Annotated in this window: 20 protein-coding genes; 13 read left to right on the top strand and 7 right to left on the bottom strand. The window is 69.2% G+C overall.

The window, feature by feature from the left end; all coding sequences use genetic code 11:
• The first annotated feature begins 34 nt into the window (after nt 1–34).
• Nucleotides 35–199: a hypothetical protein gene (locus AC5L3X_RS03535; RefSeq protein ID WP_494855051.1), complete on the top strand. Its 165-nt coding sequence runs from the start codon at nt 35–37 to the stop codon at nt 197–199.
• Between the two features lie 108 nt (nt 200–307).
• Here AC5L3X_RS03535 and AC5L3X_RS03530 read toward each other — a convergent pair whose 3' ends face one another.
• Both AC5L3X_RS03530 and AC5L3X_RS03525 read right to left on the bottom strand, forming a co-directional pair.
• Nucleotides 308–538 (bottom strand): DUF397 domain-containing protein, encoded by a 231-nt coding sequence (locus AC5L3X_RS03530; protein WP_189127534.1) that lies wholly within the window; start codon nt 536–538, stop codon nt 308–310.
• Entirely contained in the window at nt 535–1,398 is an 864-nt protein-coding gene (locus tag AC5L3X_RS03525; RefSeq protein WP_494855049.1) for a helix-turn-helix domain-containing protein, read from the bottom strand. The genes AC5L3X_RS03530 and AC5L3X_RS03525 overlap by 4 nt, the downstream gene beginning before the upstream one ends.
• 539 nt (nt 1,399–1,937) lie before the next feature.
• On the opposite strand from AC5L3X_RS03525, the gene AC5L3X_RS03520 reads away from it, so the two are divergent.
• From AC5L3X_RS03520 to AC5L3X_RS03495, 6 genes are all read left to right on the top strand, one after another.
• Nucleotides 1,938–2,411 carry an ATP-binding protein gene (locus tag AC5L3X_RS03520; RefSeq protein WP_494855048.1) on the top strand — a complete coding sequence of 158 codons (474 nt, stop codon included), beginning with the start codon at nt 1,938–1,940 and terminating at the stop codon, nt 2,409–2,411.
• A gap of 706 nt (nt 2,412–3,117) precedes the next feature.
• Nucleotides 3,118–3,366, top strand: a complete 249-nt coding sequence (gene tgmA, locus AC5L3X_RS03515) for a putative ATP-grasp-modified RiPP (RefSeq protein ID WP_358470079.1) — start codon at nt 3,118–3,120, stop codon at nt 3,364–3,366.
• Between the two features lie 30 nt (nt 3,367–3,396).
• Entirely contained in the window at nt 3,397–4,365 is a 969-nt protein-coding gene (gene tgmB / locus AC5L3X_RS03510; RefSeq protein ID WP_494855046.1) for an ATP-grasp ribosomal peptide maturase, read from the top strand.
• Nucleotides 4,365–5,495 carry an ATP-grasp peptide maturase system methyltransferase gene (gene tgmC, locus AC5L3X_RS03505; protein ID WP_189127749.1) on the top strand — a complete coding sequence of 377 codons (1,131 nt, stop codon included), beginning with the start codon at nt 4,365–4,367 and terminating at the stop codon, nt 5,493–5,495. Before tgmB ends, tgmC begins: the two co-directional genes overlap by 1 nt.
• A gap of 280 nt (nt 5,496–5,775) precedes the next feature.
• A complete protein-coding gene (locus AC5L3X_RS03500; protein ID WP_494855045.1) occupies nt 5,776–6,456 on the top strand; it encodes an ABC transporter ATP-binding protein in 681 nt (226 codons plus the stop codon).
• Complete coding sequence (locus tag AC5L3X_RS03495) at nt 6,453–8,387, top strand: FtsX-like permease family protein (RefSeq protein WP_494855044.1); 1,935 nt, start codon at nt 6,453–6,455, stop codon at nt 8,385–8,387. Before AC5L3X_RS03500 ends, AC5L3X_RS03495 begins: the two co-directional genes overlap by 4 nt.
• Nucleotides 8,388–8,392: 5 nt before the next feature.
• Here the strand turns inward: AC5L3X_RS03495 and AC5L3X_RS03490 are convergent, their stop codons facing one another.
• A complete protein-coding gene (locus AC5L3X_RS03490) occupies nt 8,393–9,394 on the bottom strand; it encodes an LLM class F420-dependent oxidoreductase (RefSeq protein WP_494855043.1) in 1,002 nt (333 codons plus the stop codon).
• Between the two features lie 69 nt (nt 9,395–9,463).
• On the opposite strand from AC5L3X_RS03490, the gene AC5L3X_RS03485 reads away from it, so the two are divergent.
• Complete coding sequence (locus tag AC5L3X_RS03485; RefSeq protein WP_494855042.1) at nt 9,464–10,909, top strand: sulfatase family protein; 1,446 nt, start codon at nt 9,464–9,466, stop codon at nt 10,907–10,909.
• 12 nt (nt 10,910–10,921) lie between these two features.
• On the opposite strand, the gene AC5L3X_RS03480 is transcribed toward AC5L3X_RS03485, so the two are convergent.
• The 3 genes from AC5L3X_RS03480 to AC5L3X_RS03470 all read right to left on the bottom strand — a co-directional run bounded on the left by AC5L3X_RS03480 (nt 10,922) and on the right by AC5L3X_RS03470 (nt 14,450).
• Nucleotides 10,922–12,553 (bottom strand): acyl-CoA synthetase, encoded by a 1,632-nt coding sequence (locus AC5L3X_RS03480; RefSeq protein WP_494855041.1) that lies wholly within the window; start codon nt 12,551–12,553, stop codon nt 10,922–10,924.
• Between the two features lie 117 nt (nt 12,554–12,670).
• The gene (locus AC5L3X_RS03475; RefSeq protein WP_494855040.1) at nt 12,671–13,363 is read right to left on the bottom strand and encodes a hypothetical protein; all 693 of its coding nucleotides are present in this window, start codon (nt 13,361–13,363) and stop codon (nt 12,671–12,673) included.
• A 391-nt stretch (nt 13,364–13,754) separates the two neighbouring features.
• Nucleotides 13,755–14,450 carry a FadR/GntR family transcriptional regulator gene (locus AC5L3X_RS03470; RefSeq protein ID WP_494855038.1) on the bottom strand — a complete coding sequence of 232 codons (696 nt, stop codon included), beginning with the start codon at nt 14,448–14,450 and terminating at the stop codon, nt 13,755–13,757.
• Between the two features lie 95 nt (nt 14,451–14,545).
• Between AC5L3X_RS03470 and AC5L3X_RS03465 the strand changes: the two genes are divergently transcribed.
• Genes AC5L3X_RS03465 through AC5L3X_RS03455 form a run of 3 tightly spaced genes read left to right on the top strand, consistent with a single transcriptional unit; the run spans nt 14,546 to nt 17,233 of the window.
• On the top strand, nt 14,546–15,292 hold the full coding sequence (locus tag AC5L3X_RS03465; RefSeq protein ID WP_494855037.1) for a (Fe-S)-binding protein: 747 nt from the start codon (nt 14,546–14,548) through the stop codon (nt 15,290–15,292).
• Nucleotides 15,289–16,680, top strand: a complete 1,392-nt coding sequence (locus tag AC5L3X_RS03460; protein ID WP_494855035.1) for a lactate utilization protein B — start codon at nt 15,289–15,291, stop codon at nt 16,678–16,680. The genes AC5L3X_RS03465 and AC5L3X_RS03460 overlap by 4 nt, the downstream gene beginning before the upstream one ends.
• A complete protein-coding gene (locus AC5L3X_RS03455; protein WP_494855033.1) occupies nt 16,667–17,233 on the top strand; it encodes a LutC/YkgG family protein in 567 nt (188 codons plus the stop codon). The genes AC5L3X_RS03460 and AC5L3X_RS03455 overlap by 14 nt, the downstream gene beginning before the upstream one ends.
• On the opposite strand, the gene AC5L3X_RS03450 is transcribed toward AC5L3X_RS03455, so the two are convergent.
• On the bottom strand, nt 17,223–18,209 hold the full coding sequence (locus tag AC5L3X_RS03450) for a baeRF2 domain-containing protein (RefSeq protein ID WP_189127739.1): 987 nt from the start codon (nt 18,207–18,209) through the stop codon (nt 17,223–17,225). The genes AC5L3X_RS03455 and AC5L3X_RS03450 overlap by 11 nt on opposite strands.
• Nucleotides 18,210–18,299: 90 nt before the next feature.
• Between AC5L3X_RS03450 and AC5L3X_RS03445 the strand changes: the two genes are divergently transcribed.
• Together AC5L3X_RS03445 and cbiE are read left to right on the top strand one after the other, a co-directional pair.
• Nucleotides 18,300–19,379 carry a GNAT family N-acetyltransferase gene (locus AC5L3X_RS03445; protein ID WP_494855030.1) on the top strand — a complete coding sequence of 360 codons (1,080 nt, stop codon included), beginning with the start codon at nt 18,300–18,302 and terminating at the stop codon, nt 19,377–19,379.
• Nucleotides 19,380–19,460: 81 nt separating this feature from the next.
• A complete protein-coding gene (cbiE, locus tag AC5L3X_RS03440) occupies nt 19,461–20,636 on the top strand; it encodes a precorrin-6y C5,15-methyltransferase (decarboxylating) subunit CbiE (RefSeq protein WP_494855029.1) in 1,176 nt (391 codons plus the stop codon).
• Nucleotides 20,637–20,655 lie beyond the last annotated feature (19 nt).

Raw genomic sequence — 20,655 nt, 5'->3', positions numbered from 1 at the left:
CGCCGCCCCGGCCGGGGGAGAGACGCTTTTCGGCATGAACGACGTGCTGGTTGGACGGAACCTCACCAAACGCTTTGGGCGGACGGTCGCCCTGGACGGCGTGGACCTCGCGGTGCGGACCGCCGAAGCAGTGGCGATCATGGGGCCGAGCGGAAATGATCAGCTTCGCCGCCTGTGGCGAGAAACTATTACTTCGTAGCGGAGCCCCTGGCCAAGGCATGATTTAGCCTCGGACGGCTTCTCTCAAGCGCACGGACACGCCCGATCGCTGTACAGGCGCCCGAGCGCTTTTCGGCTGGCGCGCTGTCTACATGGACGGCGAGTCGAACTCGCCTGCCTTCGCCCCCCCGATGAACGCGCCCCACTCGGATGCGCTGAACCGAAGGTGTGGCCCTTGAGGGTTCTTGCTGTCCCGCACGGCTACTCCACCATCGGGCAACGATGCGATCTCTACACAGTCGCCGCTGGCGTTGCTCGCGCGGGACTTGCGCCAAATGAGGGGCGGCGGGTCACCGTCGATGCTGGGGGTATCGTTCATGGCGCTTCCTTACCTAGCTTCGCGATGAAGCTCCGGCTCTGCCCCGGATTGAGAGCCTTTGCCGCTATATGGTCATAGACCAGGTTATACCTGTCTATATCAGCCGGTTCTTCAAGGTAGAGGCCACTGACTTCGTTCTCGATGTAGACGACATCGGGATCGGGTGGCGTGAAGCTCAGGATGACGAAGCCGCCGCCCATCCCAGCGTGCATAGCTGCGCCGAAGGGGAGGATCCGCAACGTCAGATGCGGAAGCTGGGACAGTTCGATCAACCGCTTGAGCTGGGCTTGGGGACCTGCGCTGGCGGCTGCCGCCGCCCATCGCAGACTTGCCTCGTTGAGGACAAAGGAGAGCTTGCGGGTCTCGTCTTGAAGCATCCGCTCTTGCCGGGCCATCCTGAACGCGATCTTTCGATCTATCTCGGCCGCGCTGTAGCTGGTTGGCTGGGTCGCGAGGTATGCCCGGTAGTAGTCGGCGGTTTGGAGCAGGCCGGGAATCAATTCCACGTCGTACGATCGCCGTCCTTCTGCCTCGACTTCCAGCCCGATGAGGACCTGGAGCCACTCCGGAAGGACGTCTCCGTAGGTCTGCCACCAACCTTTCTGCCGGGATTGGCGGGCGAGCGTGAGTAGTTCCTCTACTTCGGTGCTGTCAACGCCGTAGATCTCCAGGAGTAGCCGGAGATCGGACGCTTTGATGCCTCGACGGCCGCTCTCTATGCGACTGATCGATGACTGTGACACCTCCAGTCGCTCGGCAACCTGCTCAGCGGTGAGAGTGGATTCCTTGCGTAGACGCTTCAACTCGGCCGCCAACCGGCGTCGCCTCACGGTGGGGCTGCTTCCACCTTCACCTGTCATTGGTCCACCTCAAGTGCACAGACGTAGGCCTCAAGCTCGCGAACCCTATGAGGGTCGCGTACCGGCGAGCAACAAGCAAACGGCTTCATCCAGAATGGATATTGCCAATTGGATGAAGCAAGATGCATCATTGCCCTAGCGCGTCGAAGATACCCCTCCAGGCTCCGAGCGCAGGCCGCTTCGCACTCGCCCCGGCAGAGAGGCACTTGAAGGCAAGCGGCCGGAAGAGGTCCCGAAAACCGGCCCCTTGCCCCGACAGGCCAAGGGAGGACCACGTTGCGTTACTTCGATCACGATGAGGAGCAGTTCATTCACTTAGTGCGATTGGCGTGGGATCTGGCGGAACTCGGGGTGGGGCTGGCGGTGCAGTGGCCACGGCGGGAAGAGCCGTTCATCTCCGTTCCTCGGGCGCGCGGGGTGTTGCGGGTGCGGGCCGTGCTGAGGGGTGAGCACTGGGTCTTCACGTGGGGTCATGGTCGGGGTCGGTGTGTGGCCGCGTTCGAAGAAGACGCGGTTACACGGGTCTGGGAGGAGACGCGGTGAGCGAGCGGTTTCTGAGCGAGATGGTCTTCCCGGGAGAGAGGTGGGTGGTGCCGGTGGCTCGTCGTTGCGTCGGGTCGATCCTGCTCGGGGCCGGTTGCCCGGAAGACGTGGACAACGCACAGTTGATCGTTAGCGAGTTGGTCACAAACGCGCTCCAGCACACCGCTTCGGGGTGCGCTGGTGGTCTCGTCGCGGTGGATGTCCTCGGCGTCGGCGGACAGTTGGCACGTATAGAGGTGACCGATGACGGGGCGGACACCGTTCCTCGTCCGCGCCTGTCTGATGACCTGGACTCACGCGGGCGGGGCCTGCGGCTGGTGGCGCGACTCTCGACCGCATGGGGTGTGCGCGCGTTGGGCGGTCGGCAACTCACGGTCTGGTCGGAGTTTCCTATGGTGATGCACGCCGCGCATCTGTGCGAGGCCACCAGCAACGCTCTGACGCGAGAGATCGAGGGGCGGGCTGGATGATCCGATTCACGCAGTATCCGCCGCGCTGCGAATCGCCACACGTTCCCGACTCGGCGGAGTACGAACCGCTGACGTGGATGTCTCCGCGCGAGGGTGAGCCTGAAGTGCGGGTATTGCGGTGGACCTGCGACTGTCAGCCGGTCGTGTACGAGTTGGTCACGCTCGGTGGGGTGCGTTACATCCGCCGTATCCAGACTCTCAAGGGAAAGAGGGTGATACATGAGACAGATCGCTGGATAGACCGCGTTGCGGAGGGTCTGTGGAATGCGCTGCTTTTTGGGCATGTGCGATAGTCGAATGGACATCGCGCGGTTGATACTCCTTGGGAGAGAGTTGGCGCCCGCGTTGCCGCCTATTCCATCCTTCGTTCAATTAGCCAACAGGCCGAGAGGCGTGTCCATGGCGAGATGTATCGCTGCGAAGTGACCGAAGGGGATCCGGCTCGAATTACTGAGCATACGTAAAGACCGGCCTTGGCATATGTAGTACAAAGGAAGGTGCTGCATATACTGGGCAGTATTGACGTGCGCTTGAATATCGAATGCGACCCAAGAGATGTCATCTCAAGGAAAGAAGCGAATGCGCAGCGGTATCGGCGTTGGAGCGCTAAGGTTTGTTGACGCACCGGAAGGCGCCGATCAAGGTGTAAGCGAACGGAAAATCGCGTGTATGTACATGCGAGAAAATCGTCCGATGGAGGTAGTGAATGAGCACGTGTGAAGGTCTTCGTGTGCCCTGGGGTTTGGGGCGGATGACGGTAAGCGGTCTCGCAGAAGAGCCATGGTACGAGAGCGTATGCCTCGATCCCGCAACCCAGATCACTCGGTTCTACAACGCGGACGGGGAAGTCCTCCCGATTCAGATGGGTCAGACCGTCACCATGTCCAAGGGGGGCGGTGGGGATGGCTCGTCTGGGTCTCCTGAGGTCGCCGACGACTCCCAGAACGACAACTGATCGAGCAGGGGGATGGGTAACTCGCCCAGCGTGGTCTTGGTGGTCACATCGGCGCAAGACGTCACCGCGAACCTGGTCATCGACGCGTTGAACGAGCGGCAGGTGTGTGTCGTGCGTGTTGATCCGGCCAGCGTCGGCGTTGGTCTGATGTTCGGCGCATATTTGATCGACGGGCAGGCGGAATGGACGGGCCGCCTTCAGACGCCGAGCCGGGACGTCGCCTTGGGCGAGATCGGGGCGGTGTACTTTCGCCGCCCCACCCCGTACCTCGCCCGCTTTTCCCATCTGCCCCAGCAGGCGCGTGACTTCGCCGCTACCGAGGCTCGATACGGGCTCGGCGGCGTTTTGAATAGCCTCCTCAAGGCAACATATGTCAATCATCCCATCTCCGTCACTCGTGCGGATTACAAGCCTGCTCAGCTCCAAATGGCCGTCCAGCACGGCCTTTCCGTTCCAGCCACCCTGATTACAAATGATCCGGAAAGGGCACGGAAGTTCGCGGCGAAACATGGGCCTGTCATCTACAAGTCGTTCCGAGGCGCACCACGTCCAGCGGACGGGAATACGGCTGCCATATGGACGCAGCGCATCAAAGAAGAAGACCTTGATGAGTCGGTCACCGTGACTGCCCATATGTTTCAGCGGGAGGTGAACAAGACAGCGGATGCTAGGGTGACCGTGGTCGGACGATCTGTATTCGCAAGCAGGATCACCACACCTGATGGGGCTCTCGACTGGCGGCGCGGGAATTGGGATGAACTGATTCACGAGCCCATCGCTGTTCCCGACGCGGTCACGAGGGCGTTGCACGCCTACCTCAACGGCTTCGGGTTGGCGTTCGGATGTTTCGATTTCGCCCTGGAGCCCGACCCGAATGATCATACAGCGGGGGCGTGGACGTTCATCGAGTGCAACCCCAACGGGCAGTGGGGCTGGTTGCCTGATTCCGACGCGATAGCGCATGCATTCGCCGACGTGCTCACGGAAGGATGGCGGTAATGACTGACACGGCCACGGAACTACGGCTCGCCCTGGCCGACCGCCTAGGGTCTACAGGTTGGCACGAGGCACTGACGAAGGTCCCCCGCGAACTGTTCCTCGGCGAGGCGGTGTATCGCGCCGATGGGGTTCCTGCTGATCGGTGGGTTCCCATCCGGCGATCGGAGATGAGCCGGGAGGATTGGCTGAGCCTGGCCTACACCGACCAGACATGGGTCACACAGGTCGGTGGAGTCCTCGCGGAGGACGCGCCCGGTGTCGTGATCGGGTCGCCTAGCTCTTCCTCCACGCTTCCGAGCCTGGTCGTGCTGATGCTGGAAGCGGCTCGCATCAGTGAAGGTAGCAACGTGCTAGAGATCGGCACTGGCACCGGGTACTCGACGGCGCTGATGTGCGCCCGGCTCGGAGAGGGGGCGGTGACCTCGGTCGAATACGATCCCGAGGTTGCGGCCAGGGCTGAGAAGGCGATCTCTGCTGCCGGATACGCTCCCACGTGTGTAGTGGGAGACGGGCTGAACGGCTATGCCGCGAACGCTGCGTACGACAAGGTGATCTCTACCTGCTCGGTGCGGGTCATTCCGCTGCCGTGGTTGTGGCAGGCTCGCAGCGGTGGGACCATCACCACCCCGATGTGGGGCTGGATGGGCGGGGTCGCCTTCGCGCATCTCACGGTGGCCGATGGCGCTACGGCCAGCGGCCGGTTCCTGAAGGAGGATCTGTCCTTCATGACCGCCCGCGCTCATCTGGCACCGCCACGCCCGCCGATCGTCACGGGCATTGGTCAGGCCCGCCCGTCGAGAATTGATCCGGCGATTCTCCGGAACGATACCGCCCTGTGGGTCGCCCAGCTCGCCGCGCCTCAGGCGCAGTGTTCTTGGGGCGAGGACACCACGATTTTGATCGATGTCAGCACGGGATCACGGGCCGACACCAGGCCGGACCTCGCAGGCGGCTGGACGGTACACCAACACGGCCCAGTGCGGCTCTGGGATGCGGTGGAGGAGGCGATTCTGACGTGGCAGGGTGCGGGCAGCCCCCATCAGTCGGGCTTTGGTCTCACCATCAGCACGGATAGTCAGCGCGTATGGCTGGGGGAACCTGGTGGGCCGGGCTGGTACCTTCCCGCATGACATCCCGCTCGGGACGGGCGGGAGGGGTGGTGCCGGCGGAATGACCGTAGGCCACCCGTAGGGCGTGCGCTGGCCAGCCGCACGGTCACCGACAGCGACACCAGCGCCTCGCCGTCGGCGGCCGCCTTGACCGCTGAAAGCCGGTGCGCACCAGCTCCTGGTCGTCGGCGATGAGCACGCTGATAGTCACGGCCACACGTCCAGGATCGGCCGTTCGGCCGAGGCGGACCGGACGCACGGCCGATCCGCCGCCCCGGCCGACGGAGAGACCCTTTTCGGCATGAACGACGTGCTGGTTGGACGGAACCTGACCAAACGCTTTGGGCAGACGGTCGCCCTGGACGGCGTGGACCTCGCGGTGCGGACCGCCGAGGCGGTGGCGATCATGGGGCCGAGCGGCTCCGGCAAGTCCACCCTGCTGCACTGCCTGGCGGGCATCATGCGGCCGGACGAGGGCGAGGTGCACCTGCTGGGGCAGCGCATCGACGCGATGGGGGAGCGTAGGCGCAGCGCGCTGCGGCGTACCCGGTTCGGCTTCGTCTTCCAGTTCGGGCAGCTCCTGCCGGAGCTGCCGGCGGAGGAGAACGTGGCCCTGCCGCTCATGCTGGGCGGCATGCCCAGGCAGCAGGCGGTCCGGCAGGCGCGCGAGTGGTTCGCGCCGCTCGGACTGCAGGGCATGCAGGCGCGGCGGCCGGGCGAGCTGTCCGGCGGGCAGGCGCAGCGGGTGGCCATCGCGAGGGCGCTGGTCGCCAGGCCGGCGGTGGTGTTCGCCGACGAGCCGACCGGGGCGCTCGACCAGCGGACCGGGCAGGACACGATGCGGCTGCTGGTGGAGGCGACCCGGCACAACGACGCCTCGCTGATCGTCGTCACCCACGACCCGAACGTGGCCGCCTGGTGCGACCGCACCGTCGAGGTCCGCGACGGCCACCTGGTGGCGATGAGCGGAGCGACGGCGTGAACCTGGACCTGACGTGGCGGCTGCTCAAGGGCGGTGGCCGTAAGGGCCTGCTGGGCGTCTGGCTGACGCTGGGGGCCGTCGCCGTGTCCACGGCGCTGCTGCTGTTCGCCGTGGCCGCGAACCTGGCCTTCGACGCCCGCGCCGAGCGCGGCGCCTGGCGCAACCCGGTGCCGGCCGCCGACGACGCGCTCGCCGTCGAGGCGTCCCGCTTCGACTACGTACGCGACCGGGTGATCACCGTCGTGGACCTCGCCGCGCTCCGGCCCGACGCCGCTCCGCCGCCCGGCCTGCCGCGCTTCCCGAAGCCGGGGGAGACGTGGCTGTCGCCCGCACTCGCGGAGCTGGCTCGTGAGCTGCCTCCCGCCGAGCTGGGCGACCGTTACCCGCGCCGGGCGGGCGTCATCGGGGACGAGGCCCTGGTGTATCCGGGAGAGCTGGTCGCGGTCGTCGGCCACGCGCCGGACGCGCCGGCGATGACCGCGGAGCGCAGTGACGACTGGATCGTGGGCAAGCCGCCGGTCAGGGTCGCGAGCCTGGCGGGGACGCCGAGCGAGGACGCGGAGGCGTACAAGGTGCTCGCGGTCATCGCGAGCGTGCTCATGGTGGTGCCGCTGCTGGTGTTCGGGGGCGCGGCGGCCCGGCTCACGGTGGCCAGGCGGGACCGGCGGCTGGCCGCGCTCCGGCTGGTCGGCGCGACGCCGGGGCAGGTCGTGCGGATGACGGTGGCCGAGGCGGTGCTCGTGGCGCTGGCCGGGGCACTGGCGGGGGCGGTGGCGTTCGCGCTGGCCGTGCCGCATCTGACGCAGATCGAGATTCAGGGGGGCGCCTGGTTCGCAGGGGACCTGTTCCCCGGCCTGGCGGTGCTGGCCGGGGTGCTGGTGGCGGTGCCGCTGCTGGTGGGGCTGTCGGCAGTGGCGGGGCTGCGGCGGGTCGTGGTGAGCCCGCTCGGCGTGGCCAAGCGGGAGACGCCGCCCGGCATGCGCTTCGTCCGGGTGCTCGCGCTGCTCGTGGTGCTGGCCGCGTTCCCGATGCTGACCCAGGGGACCAGCGTGGCGATCGTGGCCGTGGCGCTGGGGCTCGCGTTCCTGTGCCTGAACCTGGCCGGGCCGTGGGTGGTGGGCCTCATCGGCCGGATCACGGCGGGTACGGCCCGCCGCCCCGCCCGGCTGCTGGCCGGGCGCAGGCTGGTGGACGATCCGCGTTCGGCCTGGCGGACGGTGAGCGGCGTGGCGCTGACCGGGTTCGTGGCGGGCTTCCTCGGCCTGCTCAGCCCGGGCGCGTTCGCGGGGGACGACGGGCCGCTTCAGCTGCGCGTCCTCGCGCCCGCCGGGCAGACCGAGCAGGTGGCAAGGCAGGCCCGCGAGCGGCTGGCGGCGGCGCAGGTGCCCGCCGTGGTCACGGTCGTCAAGCGGACCGTCGTCGCCGCGCCGTCGGGCCCGCTCGACGCCGCGGCCATGGACCAGGCGCGTACGGCGCTCGCCGGGCTCGTCCCAGGCCGCACCCCGACGACCGAGGCCGACGAGCGGGGCTTCGGCGATCAGCTGCTGGCCGACGTGCGGGTGGGGACGATCGTGGTGCTGTCGGTGTCGTTCCTGGTGGCCATCGCCAGCGCGGGCATCACGGCCGCCTCGTCGGTCCTCGACCGGCGGCAGACGTACGGGCTGCTTCGGCTGGCCGGGACGCCGCTGGAGGTGCTGGACCGGGCCAGGCGGGCCGAGACGCTGATCCCGCTGGGGGTGATGGGCGGCGGCGCGATCCTGGTGGGGGCGTTCTGCGCGACGCCGTTCATGATCGGCGGGGTCAGCGTGGCCGGGGTCGTCACGCTGGTGGTCTGTGTGGTGCTCGGGTTCGCCGGGGTGATCGGGGCGGGGGCGCTGAGCCGGCCGCTGCTGAGGTCGGTCACGGCCGACCCCGCGCCCCGTCCGGACTGAACAAGCTAGCCGAGGACCAGGTCGCGGACCAGCTTCAGCGTGGGCTCGTCGCGCGGGCCCATGACGAGCAGGCTCGTCACCGGGCTTTTGCGCCACAGCTCCAGGCGTTCCTTGATCCGGCCGGGCGGTCCGACGAGCGAGATGCCGTCGGCCAGCTCGTCAGGGATCGCCCGGAACGCCTCGTCCTTACGGCCCGACAGGTAGAGGGCCTGGATGTGCTCGGCCGCCTCGGCGTAGCCCATCCGGCCGATGATGTCGGCGTGGAAGTTGCGCTGCCGGGCTCCCATGCCGCCGATGTACAGGGTGAGCATCATCTTGACGCCGTCCAGCGCGGCCTGGACGTCGTCGGAGACGATCACCATGACCATGGCGGCGATGTCGAAGTCCGGGTCCCGGCCCGCGAGCGACTCGCCGTACATCTCCTCGATCTTGGTGGGGAAGGCGAACAGCGGGAGCCAGCCCTGGGCGAGCTCGGCGGCCAGGGCGACGTTCTTCGGGCCCTCCGCGCCGAGGTAGACGGGGATCTCGGCGCGGAGCGGGTGGGTGATGAGCTTGAGCGGTTTGCCCAGGCCGTCGGGGAGGGGGAGCGGGTAGTGCGGGCCGTCACTGGTCACCGGCTCCTCGCGGCGCCACACCCTGCGCATGATCTCGACGTACTCGCGGGTCCTGGCCAGGGGTCTGGCGAACGGCTGGCCGTACCAGCCCTCGACGACCTGGGGCCCCGAGGCGCCGACGCCGAGCAGCAGCCGCCCGCCCGTGAGGTGGTCGAGCGTCATCGCGGTCATCGCCGTCGTGACCGGCGGCCGGGCCGAGATCTGCGCGATCGAGGTGCCGAGTTTGATGCGTGACGTGCGCGCCCCGTACCACGCCAGGGGGGTGAAGACGTCGCTGCCGTAGGCCTCGGCGGTCCACACCGAGTCGTAGCCGAGCCGTTCGGCCGCCAGCACGGTCTCCGTCGCGTCGTCGGCGTTGCGCTGCCAGTAGCCGAGGTTCAAGCCGAGCTTCATGACACCTCCCGAATTAAGTTCTATACGGTCATGAGAAGCTCATGGTGTCAATGCGCCGCTATCGGGGACGTGAAGTCTGTGGTCAAAGGTCTCTGCCGTCTCGTGTGCATCCTGCTGCTCATCGTCATCGCAGCCGGGCCCACGGTGGCCGCCGGAGAGGCGCGCAAGTCCCCGCCCAACATCGTCTTCGTGCTCGCCGACGACCTCGAATCCGGGACACTGCCCTACTTCCCGAACATCACCCAGCAGTTGGTGAGGCAGGGGGCCTCGTTCGACCGGTTCTTCGTGACCAACTCGTGGTGCTGCCCCTCGCGGGCGTCCATCCTGCGTTCCCAGTACGTCCACAGCCACGGCGTGCTCACCAACACCGCGCCCGAGGGCGGCTTCGACCGCTTCAACAACCTGGCCCTGGAACGTTCCACGGTCGGCACCTGGATGCAGCAGGCCGGCTATCGCACCGGGCTGATGGGCAAGTTCCTCAACCACTACCCGGGCGAGACCGCCGAGGAGACGTACGTGCCGTCCGGCTGGAACGAGTGGGCCGTGCCGGTGCGCAACCTCTACACCGAGTACGGCTACCGCCTCAACGAGAACGGCGGCCTGGTCGACTACGGCTGGTCGGAGGGCGACTACCTGTCCGATGTGCTCGCCCGCAAGGCCGGCGACTTCATCGCGGCCGGCTCGGAGCCGTTCTTCCTCTACCTCGCGCCGACCGGCCCGCACAATCCGGCCAACCCGGCGGTGCGTCACGCCGACGCGTTCTCCGACGCCGTCGCGCCGCGCACCCCGTCGTTCGACCAGGCCGACGTGAGCGGCGAGCCCGCCTGGCTGCAGGCCCGGCCACCCCTGACCGCGCAGGCCATCGAGCGGATCGACGAGCGCTACCGCAGCAGGTTGCGGTCCATGCTGGGCGTCGACGACCTGGTGGGGTCGGTCATCGACAAGCTGCGCGAGACGGGCAAGCTCGACAACACCTACATCTTCTTCAGCTCCGACAACGGCTTCCATCTCGGCACGCACCGCCTCAAGCAGGGCAAGACCACTCCGTTCGACGAGGCCATCAAAGTGCCGCTCGTGGTGCGGGGGCCCGGCGTGGCGCCGGGGTCGGTGATCCGCGAGATGGCGGCCACGGTCGACCTGGCGCCCACGTTCGCCGCGCTCGGCGGGGCCTCGACGCCGTCCTTCGCCGAGGGACGCTCGCTGGAGCCGCTGCTGCGGGGGCAGCGCCCGGTCCCGTGGCGCAAGAACGCGCTGATCGAGTTCGTCAGGCCGCTCAACCAGGCGTCGGCCGCCCAGACGCCCGTGCCGCCCTACACCGCGCTGCGCACCGAGCAGTACACGTACGTCAAGTACGACACCGGAGAGCTCCAGCTCTACGACGTGGTCACCGACCCCCACCAGCTGCACAACCTGGCCCGGATCGCCGACCCGGCGCTGATGCAGGGGCTGGACCAGCGGTTGCAGGCCATGGCCTCCTGCTCCGGGGCCGGCTGCCGGGAGGCCGACTCCCGCTGACGCGCCCGGCCGTCAGCTGGTCGCCCCGGAGAGCACCCGCTTGGCCCACCGGTAGTCGGCCTTGCCGCTGGGGGAGCGCACGATGCCGTCGACGAAGGTGAACGAGCGCGGGACCTTGTAGCCGGCGATCTGCGCGCGGCAGTGCGCCTGGAGCTCCTCGACCGTGGGACGGGCGGCGTCCGCGCGGAGTTCGACCACGGCGGCGACCCGCTCGCCGTACCTCTCGTCGGGCACTCCCGCGACGAGCACGTCCATCACCGCCGGATGGGACTTGAGCGCCTGCTCGACCTCCTCGGGAAAGACCTTCTCCCCGCCGGTGTTGATGCAGTTGGAGCCCCGGCCGAGCAGGACCACGGTCCCGTCCGCCTCGACGTAGGCCATGTCCCCGCCCACGACCCAGCGGACCCCGTCGACGACAGGGAACGTCTTGGCCGTCTTCGCGCTGTCGTTGTAGTAGCCGAGCGGGACGTGCCCGGTGCGGGCGATGAATCCGACCTCGCCGGAGCCCGGCGCGAGCGGGGTGAAGGTCGTGTCGACGACGGAGACCCGCGGGTTCGGGGCCAGGCGCAGCAGGCCGTCCTGCCCCACGCTGATCCTGCCGTCCACGCCGGACTCTGAGGCGCCGAACCCGTCGCTGACGTAGATCCCGGGGATCAGCCCGGCCAGGTCCTCCCGCACGCTCCGCGAGAGCAGCGCGCCCCCGGAGCCGAGGATCTTCCAGGAGCTCAGGTCGTACTTCGGGCCGTGCTCCCGTACCGCGTCGACCAGCGGGCGGGCGATGGCGTCCCCGACGACGGTGACGATCACGGCGGACTCCCGCTCGACCAGCCGCAGCGTCTCGACGGGGTCGTACCTCCGCATCAGGATCACGGGGGAGCCGGAGAACAGGGCGGTGAACAGCGTGTACCCGGCGGCGCCGTGCATGAGGGGAGCGGTGATCAGGTAGCTCATCGGCGTCTGGTTCGCGGTCGCCGCCGCCGCGAGCTCCTTGGCCGTCCGGTACGGCTCCCCATAGGGGTTCGCGCCGGACAGGGCCGCGAAGTAGAAGTCCTCGTGCCGCCACACGACGCCCTTGGGCATCCCGGTGGTGCCACCGGTGTAGAGGATGTATCGGTCGTCGGCGGCGCGGCCGTCGGCCGGCGGCGCGGTGCGCGGACGCCCGGCGAGGGCCTCCTCGTAGGAGACGACCTCGATCCGGTCCGGCCAGGCCACCTGCGTGCCGCCGGATGCCGTGCCGTGGGAACCCGGGTCTCCGAGCACCGTGACATGACGCAGTTTCGGGCACTGGTCGGCGGGGGCGGCGGCCGACGGCTCGAACTCGTCGGCGACGATCAGGGCCACCAGATCCGCGTCGTTGTAGAGGTACTGGAGCTCACGGTCGGTGTAGCGGTAGTTGATCGTGATCGGCACCGCCCGGATCTTCAGGCAGGCGAGGAGTGATTCGACGAACTCGGTCCCGTTGAGCAGGTGGATGCCCACGTGCTGGTGTGGCTCGACCCCCGCCGACCTCAGATGATGAGCCAGGGCGTTGGCCCGTTCGTCCAGTTCGGAGAAACTCAGCCGCTGGTCACCGCAGACCAGGGCCGTCCGTCGCGGAATCTCGGAGGCCACGGCTTCGAACAGGTTCGCCAGGTTCAACGTCATAGCCGCAGGCTAGGATCGGTTTCGTGGCGAAGTCGGCGCTGTCCCACTGAGCGGTCCACGTCTCACCTCGCGCCCGATCTGGAGACGGGCACGGGCCCGCCGCACTGATGGCCCGGCTCACGCGGGACGCCGGGCCCCGGGATCTTCTCTGCGCCACTTGCCGTCGTTCTCCAGATTCATCAGCCCGCCCACATACACCTCCTGGTAGGCGGCGTAGTCGGTGGCCGGAGTGCCGTACTTGTCCGGCCTGGTACGAAGAGCGCTGACCTTGAACGGCTTGCCGTGATCGTCGATGGCCTGCCGGACCAGGGTCCCGTTATCGAGAATTTCCAGCGCCAGGGAGAATTCGCAGTAGTGCTTCAGCGTTCTGGCGAGCACTTGAAAGGCGATCTCCTCGTCACGTTTGAGAGAGATGGTCTTCCGCTGGAAGTAGTCGCCTCCCCAGCGCGACTTGTTGACGATGGTTCTCGCGCGCGGACTTTCTTCGTCCAGATCGAACCCGAGTTGGACGCTTTCCTCGCTGCCGGCGGTCGGGCTCTCGAACAAGGTGCCCGAGAGAGGCGCGCCGCAGCGCGGGACGACCTTCATGTCCACGATGCGCACCGGCCGATCCCGGTTGCCGTGCACGACGATTTTGATGTTCGTGTCGACTGGATCGACCGCGCCCTTCCGCCGGAGCCATTGGTGCTGTTCCTCGGAGTAGCTGGACATCTCGTTGAGCCGGCCCAGTTCGCCGTCCGAGAGGCGCACCGCGTGTGGGAAAGCCCAGGTAGGGGCGTCGCGTGGGCGTTCCAGCAGAACAAGATCCACTCCCACCGGTGAGCCTTCTGCCGGTTTGGGGGGAGATGTGAAAGTGCGAGGCGTGGCTGTGGCGGTGGGCGATGTCGGCGGGGTGAAAGGCCGTTGTATCAGCCAGACGAGCACACCAACGAGCACCGGGGCAGCAATCGCACTTCCGGCCCATTTCGCACCCGGCCGATTCCACCACTTTCTCGGTCGGCTCGTACGCCGATTCCGTGGATATTTCGGACGTTTCGCCAATTGAATACCCTGCTCTCGGAAAGACAGCAGGTCCCATGTTGGCACCATCCGCACTTGCGGGCGGCCCGGGCCGACGAAAATGTTTACCGCGTCCTGCCTGCCCGCCTTGTCAGCCGGATCCGCGGTTCGATGTGGGCGACTTTCACGTTCATGTGAGACATCAGCCTTCCGCCGGGTAGGCGTGGGCCAGGTGGTCGGTCACCGCCTGGGCCGCCGCCTCCGGATCACCCTCCTGGACGGCTCGCAGGATGCGCCGGTGGTCGGCCTGGAGTCCCGACGTGTCGCCCAGGCGCTCCACGGCCTCCACCGCGTACCTGCTCATCGACTCGCGCAGCGAGCGCATGAAGGCGGCGATCAGCCGGTTGCCGGCGATCTCCGCGATCGCGCAGTGGAACGCGGTGTCGTGCTCCACGAACTCCTCGGCCGAGCCGGCCTCGTCCATCCCCTTCAGCGCCTCGGCCAGCGCGGACGTGCCGGCCCCTGCCCGCGCCGCCTGGGCGGCCGCCCAGCGTTCGATCATCAGCCGGGTGTCGATCACCTCGCGCAGCTCCAGCGTGGCCAGGCCGAGGTTCAGCCTGAGCACGTCGGTGAGCGCGCTGTCGGGGCGCGAGGTGAGCACGGCTCCGGCGTCCGGGCCGCGCCCGGCCTGCGACGACACCACGCCGAGCGTCTCCAGCACGCGCATCGCCTCGCGCACCGACGAGCGGCTCACCCCGAGCTGCTCGGCGAGCCGGCGTTCGGCGGGGAGCCGGTCACCCGCGGTCAGGCCGTCCTCGGCGATGCGGTGCTCGATCTGTGCGAGTACGTCCTCGAACGTGCGGGTTCGTTTGACGGGCCGCCAGTGGGTGTCGGTCAACGCTTCCCCCTGGTTCTTGGGGCGAGGTGGTGGATTAGGTATGGTCTGACCATATTGTGGTCTGACCATACCTCGGCAACCCTGGAAGGAGAGCGGTGCGAGTCGCCCTGTTCATCACCTGTGTGAACGACACGCTCTTCCCCGGCACCGGCAAGGCCGCCGTCTCGCTGCTGCGCAGGCTCGGCTGCGACGTGGAGTTCCCCGTCGCCCAGACCTGCTGCGGCCAGATGCACGTCAACACCGGCTACCGCGAGGAGGGGGTACGGCTCGCGCGCCACTTAACCGAGGTGTTCGCCGGGTACGACGCCGTCGTCGCGCCGTCGGGCTCGTGCGCCGCCATGATCCGGGAGCAGTACCCCAAGCTGGTACGGCCGGGCAGCAGGGGAGCCGCGGCGATCGCCGAGGTGACGCCCAAGGTCTTCGAGCTGTCCGAGTTCCTGATCGACGTCCTGCAGGTCGACGACGTAGGCGCATATTTCCCGCACCGGGTGACATATCACCCGACGTGTCACTCTCTCCGCGGCCTCCGCCTCGCGGACCGGCCCACCAGGCTGCTCCGGAACGTCCGCGGCCTCGACCTGGTCCCGCTCCCGGCGGCCGACGAATGCTGCGGCTTCGGGGGCACGTTCGCGGTCAAGAACCCGGCCGTCTCCGCCGCGATGGGCGCCGACAAGGTGCGCAACGTCCTCGACACCGGCGCCGAGGTGCTCTGTGCGGCCGACAACTCGTGCCTCATGCACATCGGCGGCACGCTCGGCCGGCAGCGGACCGGCGTCCGCGTCATGCATCTGGCCGAGATCCTCGCCGCGACCGAAACGGCCATGGAGGGCACATCCACATGAGCGCCACCTTCCTCGGCATGCCCGGAAATTTCCCGCAGAACTCGGCGTTGGCCGTGCAGGACTCGCAGCTCCGCTACAACCTCCGCAAAGCCACCCACACCATCCGTGGCAAGCGCGCCACGGTCGTCGGCGAGCTGCCGGACTGGGCAGAACTGCGGGCCGCCGGCAAAGCGATCAAGGACGAGACCCTGCGCCACCTCGACCGCTACCTGATCCAGCTGGAGGAGGCCGTCACCCGGGCGGGCGGCACCGTCCACTGGGCCCGGGACGCCGCCGAGGCCAACCGCATCGTCGCCGGCCTGGTCCAGGCCACCGGCGAGACCGAGGTGGTCAAGGTCAAGTCGATGGCCACCCAGGAGATCGGGCTCAACGAGGCGCTGGCCGAGCAGGGCATCACCGCCTACGAGACCGACCTGGCCGAGCTGATCGTGCAGCTCGGCGACGACTTCCCGAGCCACATCCTGGTGCCCGCCATCCACCGGAACCGGGCGGAGATCCGCGACATCTTCCTCGACCGGATGGGCGACGCCCCGCCGGACCTCACCGACGAGCCCGCCGCGCTGGCCGAGGCCGCCCGGCTGCACCTGCGCGAACGCTTCCTGCGGAGCAAGGTGGCGATCTCGGGGGCCAACTTCATGGTCGCCGAGACCGGCACGCTGGTGGTGCTCGAATCCGAGGGCAACGGCCGCATGTGCCTCACGCTGCCCGAGACCCTGATCAGCGTCGTCGGCATCGAGAAGCTGCTGCCGAGCTGGCGCGACCTGGAGGTCTTCCTCCAGTTGCTGCCCAGGAGCTCCACCGGCGAGCGGATGAACCCCTACACCAGCACGTGGACCGGCTCCGTCGAAGGCCAGGACTTCCACCTGGTGCTGCTCGACAACGGCCGCACCGACGTGCTGGCCGACGAGGTCGGCCGCCAGGCGCTGCGCTGCATCCGCTGCTCGGCCTGCCTGAACGTGTGCCCGGTCTACGAACGCGCCGGCGGCCACGCGTACGGGTCGGTCTATCCGGGCCCGATCGGCGCGATCCTCACCCCGCAGCTCAGGGGCATGTCGTCGGCCCTGGACGCCTCGCTGCCGTACGCGTCGAGCCTGTGCGGCGCCTGCTTCGAGGTGTGCCCGGTCGCCATCGACATCCCCGAGGTGCTCGTCGACCTGCGCGCCAAGGCGCCGCACAGGCCGGCCGAGCGCGCGGGCATGCGCGTGGCGGGCTGGATCTTCAACGACCACGTACGCCTGGCCAAGGCGCAACGCCTGGCCGGCCGCCTCCGCAAGCTGGTGCCCAGACGCCTGCCGGGCCCGGCGTCGGCGTGGACCGACACGAGGGACCTGCCCGAGATCCCGGCCGAATCCTTCAGAGACTGGTGGGAACGCGATGAGCGCGCGTGAGGAGATCCTGGCCCGGATCAGGCGGGCCGTCGACGGCGCCCCGGAGGTGGAGATCCTCCGCGCCTACCGGACCACGAGCGAGGTCGCCGACCTGGTGCGACTGTTCGCCGAGAGGGTGGACGACTATCGGGCGATCGTGCACGTGATCCCGGCGGCCGAGGTGCCCGCCAGGATCGCCGGGCTCGTGGGCGACCGGCGCATGATCATCCCTGACGGGCTGCCCCGGGAGTGGGCCGCCGGCGTCCCGGCCGGCCTGCACGACGCCGACGGGGTGGTCACCGGCTGCGCGGTGGCGATCGCCGAGACGGGCACGATCGTCCTCGACTCCGGTCCCGGGCAGGGGAACAGGGCGCAGACGCTGGTGCCCGACTACCACCTGTGCGTGGTGCGGGCCGGCCAGATCGTCCCCGGAGTGCCCGAGGCGGTCGCCAGGCTCGACCCGGCCCGGCCGCTGACCTGGATCAGCGGTCCCTCGGCGACCAGCGACATCGAGCTGAACCGCGTCGAGGGCGTCCACGGCCCCAGGACGCTCGAAGTGATCATCAGTTCCTGATCACGGCCGCCACGTCGGTGATCTCGTCGGTGAACCACAGCTCGGCGTCCGTCATCGCCGCCGCCCTGGCCAGGGCCGAGTCGGCGCGGTCGCGCATCGGCTCCTCGACACCCCACCGGCGCAGTTCGGCGGCGTCGACCGACATCTGGGTGCCGCCTCCGCCGATCCACACCGGCTGCGGCAGCTCGCCGGGTGACAGCACCGCCTGTGCCCGGCCCTCGCGCAGGGCAAGGGCGACCCGGGCCACCCCGACGGGCCCCGCCGAGTCACGGTGCCGATCGAGCAGCTCGGCCCGGCGGCCGTCGAGCCACAGGTCGAGCGCTCGTTCCAGGTCGCGCTGGTGGTCCGCGCGGCTGGCGTGCTCGACCATCATCACCCGGTCCGCGGACTTGGTGCCTAGCCTGTCGCAGAGCAGCGCGCACGACCGGGGCTCGCCCGCCACCAGGATGAGCTCGGTGCCGATCCGCCGCACCTGCTCGTCGATCTCCCGGGCGACGGCCCCCGCGTCCCAGACGCCGTGCGCGGCGCGGTAACGCCGCCGCGCCCACCCGCCCTGCGCGGTCTTGGCGAGCGGCCACGGCTCGGCCCTCTCGGCGGCCCTGCGCGGCGAGCCGCCGCCGACCACTGTCAGCTCCACGCCCGCCTGGTCCACGACGACCCGCAGGTGCGGCAGGTTCTCGCCGCGCTGCATCAGCATGGGGGTGACGTGCGGCAACGGCGCCCAGGCGGCCAGCTCACGCGGCGGCGGCTCGGCGAGGCGCTCGGCCATCACCACGTCGCCGTGGGTGCCGAACAGGGCCGAGGATCCGGTCGCCGCCCTCTCCAGGGCGTCCAACGTCGCCGGGTCCGCGTCGGGGATCCGCTCACGCACCCCGCGCCAGTGGCTGGTCCGCCCGGTCCCGGTCCGCTCCCCCACGTAGACCGACGCGTACGGCCCGCGGCGCTCGTAGAGCGGCCGGATGAAGTCGAGCCGCACCGGTCACCACCTCCGCCCCTCATCCTTACCGATTGCGCTCTCTACCCCCGTTTTTTGGGACAAACATGGCAAGTGTGTAGCCTGCCGAGCGTGTTCGATCCCGACGTGAGCGTCGTCACCGAGCGTCTCCTGCTCCGGCCCTTCGGACCGGCGGACGCGCCCCGGATCAGATCCATCGTGGAGTCGGGTGTCCGGTTCCTGCCGCCCGGCGCTCCCACCCATGTGGCCGGCGTCACCACCTGGCTCGCGACCGGCGTTCACGAGCTACGGCACAGCGGCCAGGGCGTGCACCTCGCCATGACCGACGCGAACGGCCACATCGTGGGCGCCATCAGCCTGTTCAAGACCTCCTGGGGCGCGGGCACCACCGAGATCGGCTACGGCGTGCACCCCCTCTACCGGGGCCGCGGCCTCGCGCCCGAAGCCGTACGGGGATTAGTGGACTGGGTCTTCGCCACCACCGAGCTGCGCCGGATCGACCTGACGGCCAACCTGGACAACCTCCCGTCCTTGCGCGTCGCGCAGAAAGCCGGCTTCACCTGGGAGGGCGTGCTCCGTGACGCCAGCCTGGAGGACGACGGCCCGCACGACCTGGTGATCTTCGGCCTGCTGCGCGGCGACAGCCGCGTGCCCGCCGAGGAACTGCCCCGGGCCGAGCTGCGCGCCCCTCGGCTGCTGCTGCGCCCGCTCGTCGAACAGGACGTGCCCGACCTGGCCGCCACCGGCGCCGACCCGCTCACCCAGGCCATGACCGGGATCCCGCGCGGCTACACCCAGGCCGACGCGCGGGCGTTCGTCGCCCTCGCCGAGCGGATCAGGACCAGGGGCCAGGGCATCGCCTGGGCGGCGGTGGAGCTCGACGGCGGGCGCTTCGCGGCCAACATCGACCTCAGGGACCTGGACTGGGTCAACCGGACGGCCGAGGTCGGCTACATGACCGCCCCCTGGGCCCGCGGCAACGGCTACGCGGGTGAGGCGGTGCTGACCATCGCCCGCTGGCTGTTCGGCGTCCAGGGCTTCCAGCGGCTGACGCTCCGGACCGCCGTCCCCAACACGGCCTCGCAACGCGTCGCCGAGAAGGCCGGCTTCGTCCGCGAGGGCGTCGCCCGCAACGCGCTGCACGGGGACGATCTCGTGGTCTACAGTCTCATCCCGTCCGACCTGGCCTGAGACGAACGCCAGGGGGAGGACGTACTGACTGGTGAAACACTCCGGCAGCAGTCACCCTGGGTGGTGAGGACGGTGAGTGCCATGATCACGGTGGTCGGGTGGGACGGCTCAGAGTTGCCGGGCGGGGTGATCGAGCGGCTGCGCTCGGCGACGCTCGTCGTCGGGCCCGGCGCGTTGCTCGGGCGGCTCAGCCTCACCGCGTCGACCGTGGCCGACGACCGGCTGTTCGAAGCCCTCGACGAGCACCTCGAACACGGTGACGGCCCGGCCGTCGTGATCGCCGAGGGCGACCCCGGTTTCTTCGGCGTGCTCCGCGCCCTGCGCGCCCGCGGCCACAAGCCCGACGTGCTCCCCGCGACCTCCCTGGTGACCCGTGCCTTCGCCCGCGCCGGCCTCAACTGGGAGGACGCGCTCGTCGTCGCCCCCGCCGGCGTCCACCAGCTCAACCGGGTGGTCAACGCCTGCCGGGCGCATCCCAAGGTGGCCCTGCTCGTCACGCCGGGAGTCGGCCCCGCCGAGATCGCCAGAGAGCTGGCCCCCACCACCCCGCGCGAGCTCATCGTCTGCGAGGACCTGGGCGGCCCCGACGAACGCGTCACCCACAGCCGCATGGGCGAGGCCACCACCCGGCCGTGGAAGGACCCCGACGTGGTGCTCGTCATCGACCCCCTGCACCGGCCGCGCGAGCACGGCTGGGTGGCCGGCGCGCAGCCGGGGCCGGCCGAGTGGGCGCTGCCGTCCGAGAGCCACCTCCCCGCCGAGGTGCGGGCGTACATCCTGGCCAAACTGGGTCCCCGGCTCGGTGACCTGGTCTGGGACGTGGGCGCCGGTTCGGGCGAGATCGCGGTCGAGTGCGCCCGGCTCGGCGCGGCCGTCATGGCTGTCGAGCGCGATCACGAGGCGTGCGCCCGGCTCCGCGCCGCCGTGCTGGAGCACGGCGTCAAGGTCGCGCTGACCCGGGGGCAGGCGCCGCCCGCCCTCGAACCCCTGCCCGATCCCGACGCCGTCTTCGTCGGCGGCGGCGGCCCCGACGTGATCGTCGCCTGCGCCGCCCGCGGTCCCCGGACGCTGGTGTGCGCGCTCAAGTCGCTGGAACAGGTGCCCGCCGTGCTCGACCGGCTGCGCGAGCACGGCTATCGTGCGGAGGGCACCCAGATCCTCGCCTCCAAACTCACCATCCAGCCCGACGGTTCACACGGCCTGGCCGCGCCCGACCCCGTCTTCGTCGTCCACGCCGTCCTGGCTCATCCCATGTGACCTGTCGTTATCGGCACGC

Source organism: Nonomuraea sp. CX421 (genome assembly GCF_059358955.1).
The sequence above is the reverse complement of the archived record's forward strand: the minus strand, read 5'-3'. Positions and strand labels throughout refer to the sequence as shown.

Excerpts from the sequence above, each read along its gene's own strand:
- AC5L3X_RS03490 (WP_494855043.1), bottom strand. The coding sequence starts at position 9,394 with ATGAAGCTCGGCTTGAACCTCGGCTACTGGCAGCGCAACGCCGACGAC.
- AC5L3X_RS03500 (WP_494855045.1), top strand. The coding sequence starts at position 5,776 with ATGAACGACGTGCTGGTTGGACGGAACCTGACCAAACGCTTTGGGCAG.
- cbiE (WP_494855029.1), top strand. The coding sequence starts at position 19,461 with ATGATCACGGTGGTCGGGTGGGACGGCTCAGAGTTGCCGGGCGGGGTG.
- AC5L3X_RS03535 (WP_494855051.1), top strand. The coding sequence starts at position 35 with ATGAACGACGTGCTGGTTGGACGGAACCTCACCAAACGCTTTGGGCGG.
- AC5L3X_RS03480 (WP_494855041.1), bottom strand. The coding sequence starts at position 12,553 with ATGACGTTGAACCTGGCGAACCTGTTCGAAGCCGTGGCCTCCGAGATT.
- tgmA (WP_358470079.1), top strand. The coding sequence starts at position 3,118 with ATGAGCACGTGTGAAGGTCTTCGTGTGCCCTGGGGTTTGGGGCGGATG.
- tgmC (WP_189127749.1), top strand. The coding sequence starts at position 4,365 with ATGACTGACACGGCCACGGAACTACGGCTCGCCCTGGCCGACCGCCTA.
- AC5L3X_RS03530 (WP_189127534.1), bottom strand. The coding sequence starts at position 538 with ATGAACGATACCCCCAGCATCGACGGTGACCCGCCGCCCCTCATTTGG.
- AC5L3X_RS03525 (WP_494855049.1), bottom strand. The coding sequence starts at position 1,398 with ATGACAGGTGAAGGTGGAAGCAGCCCCACCGTGAGGCGACGCCGGTTG.
- AC5L3X_RS03455 (WP_494855033.1), top strand. The coding sequence starts at position 16,667 with ATGAGCGCGCGTGAGGAGATCCTGGCCCGGATCAGGCGGGCCGTCGAC.
- AC5L3X_RS03460 (WP_494855035.1), top strand. The coding sequence starts at position 15,289 with ATGAGCGCCACCTTCCTCGGCATGCCCGGAAATTTCCCGCAGAACTCG.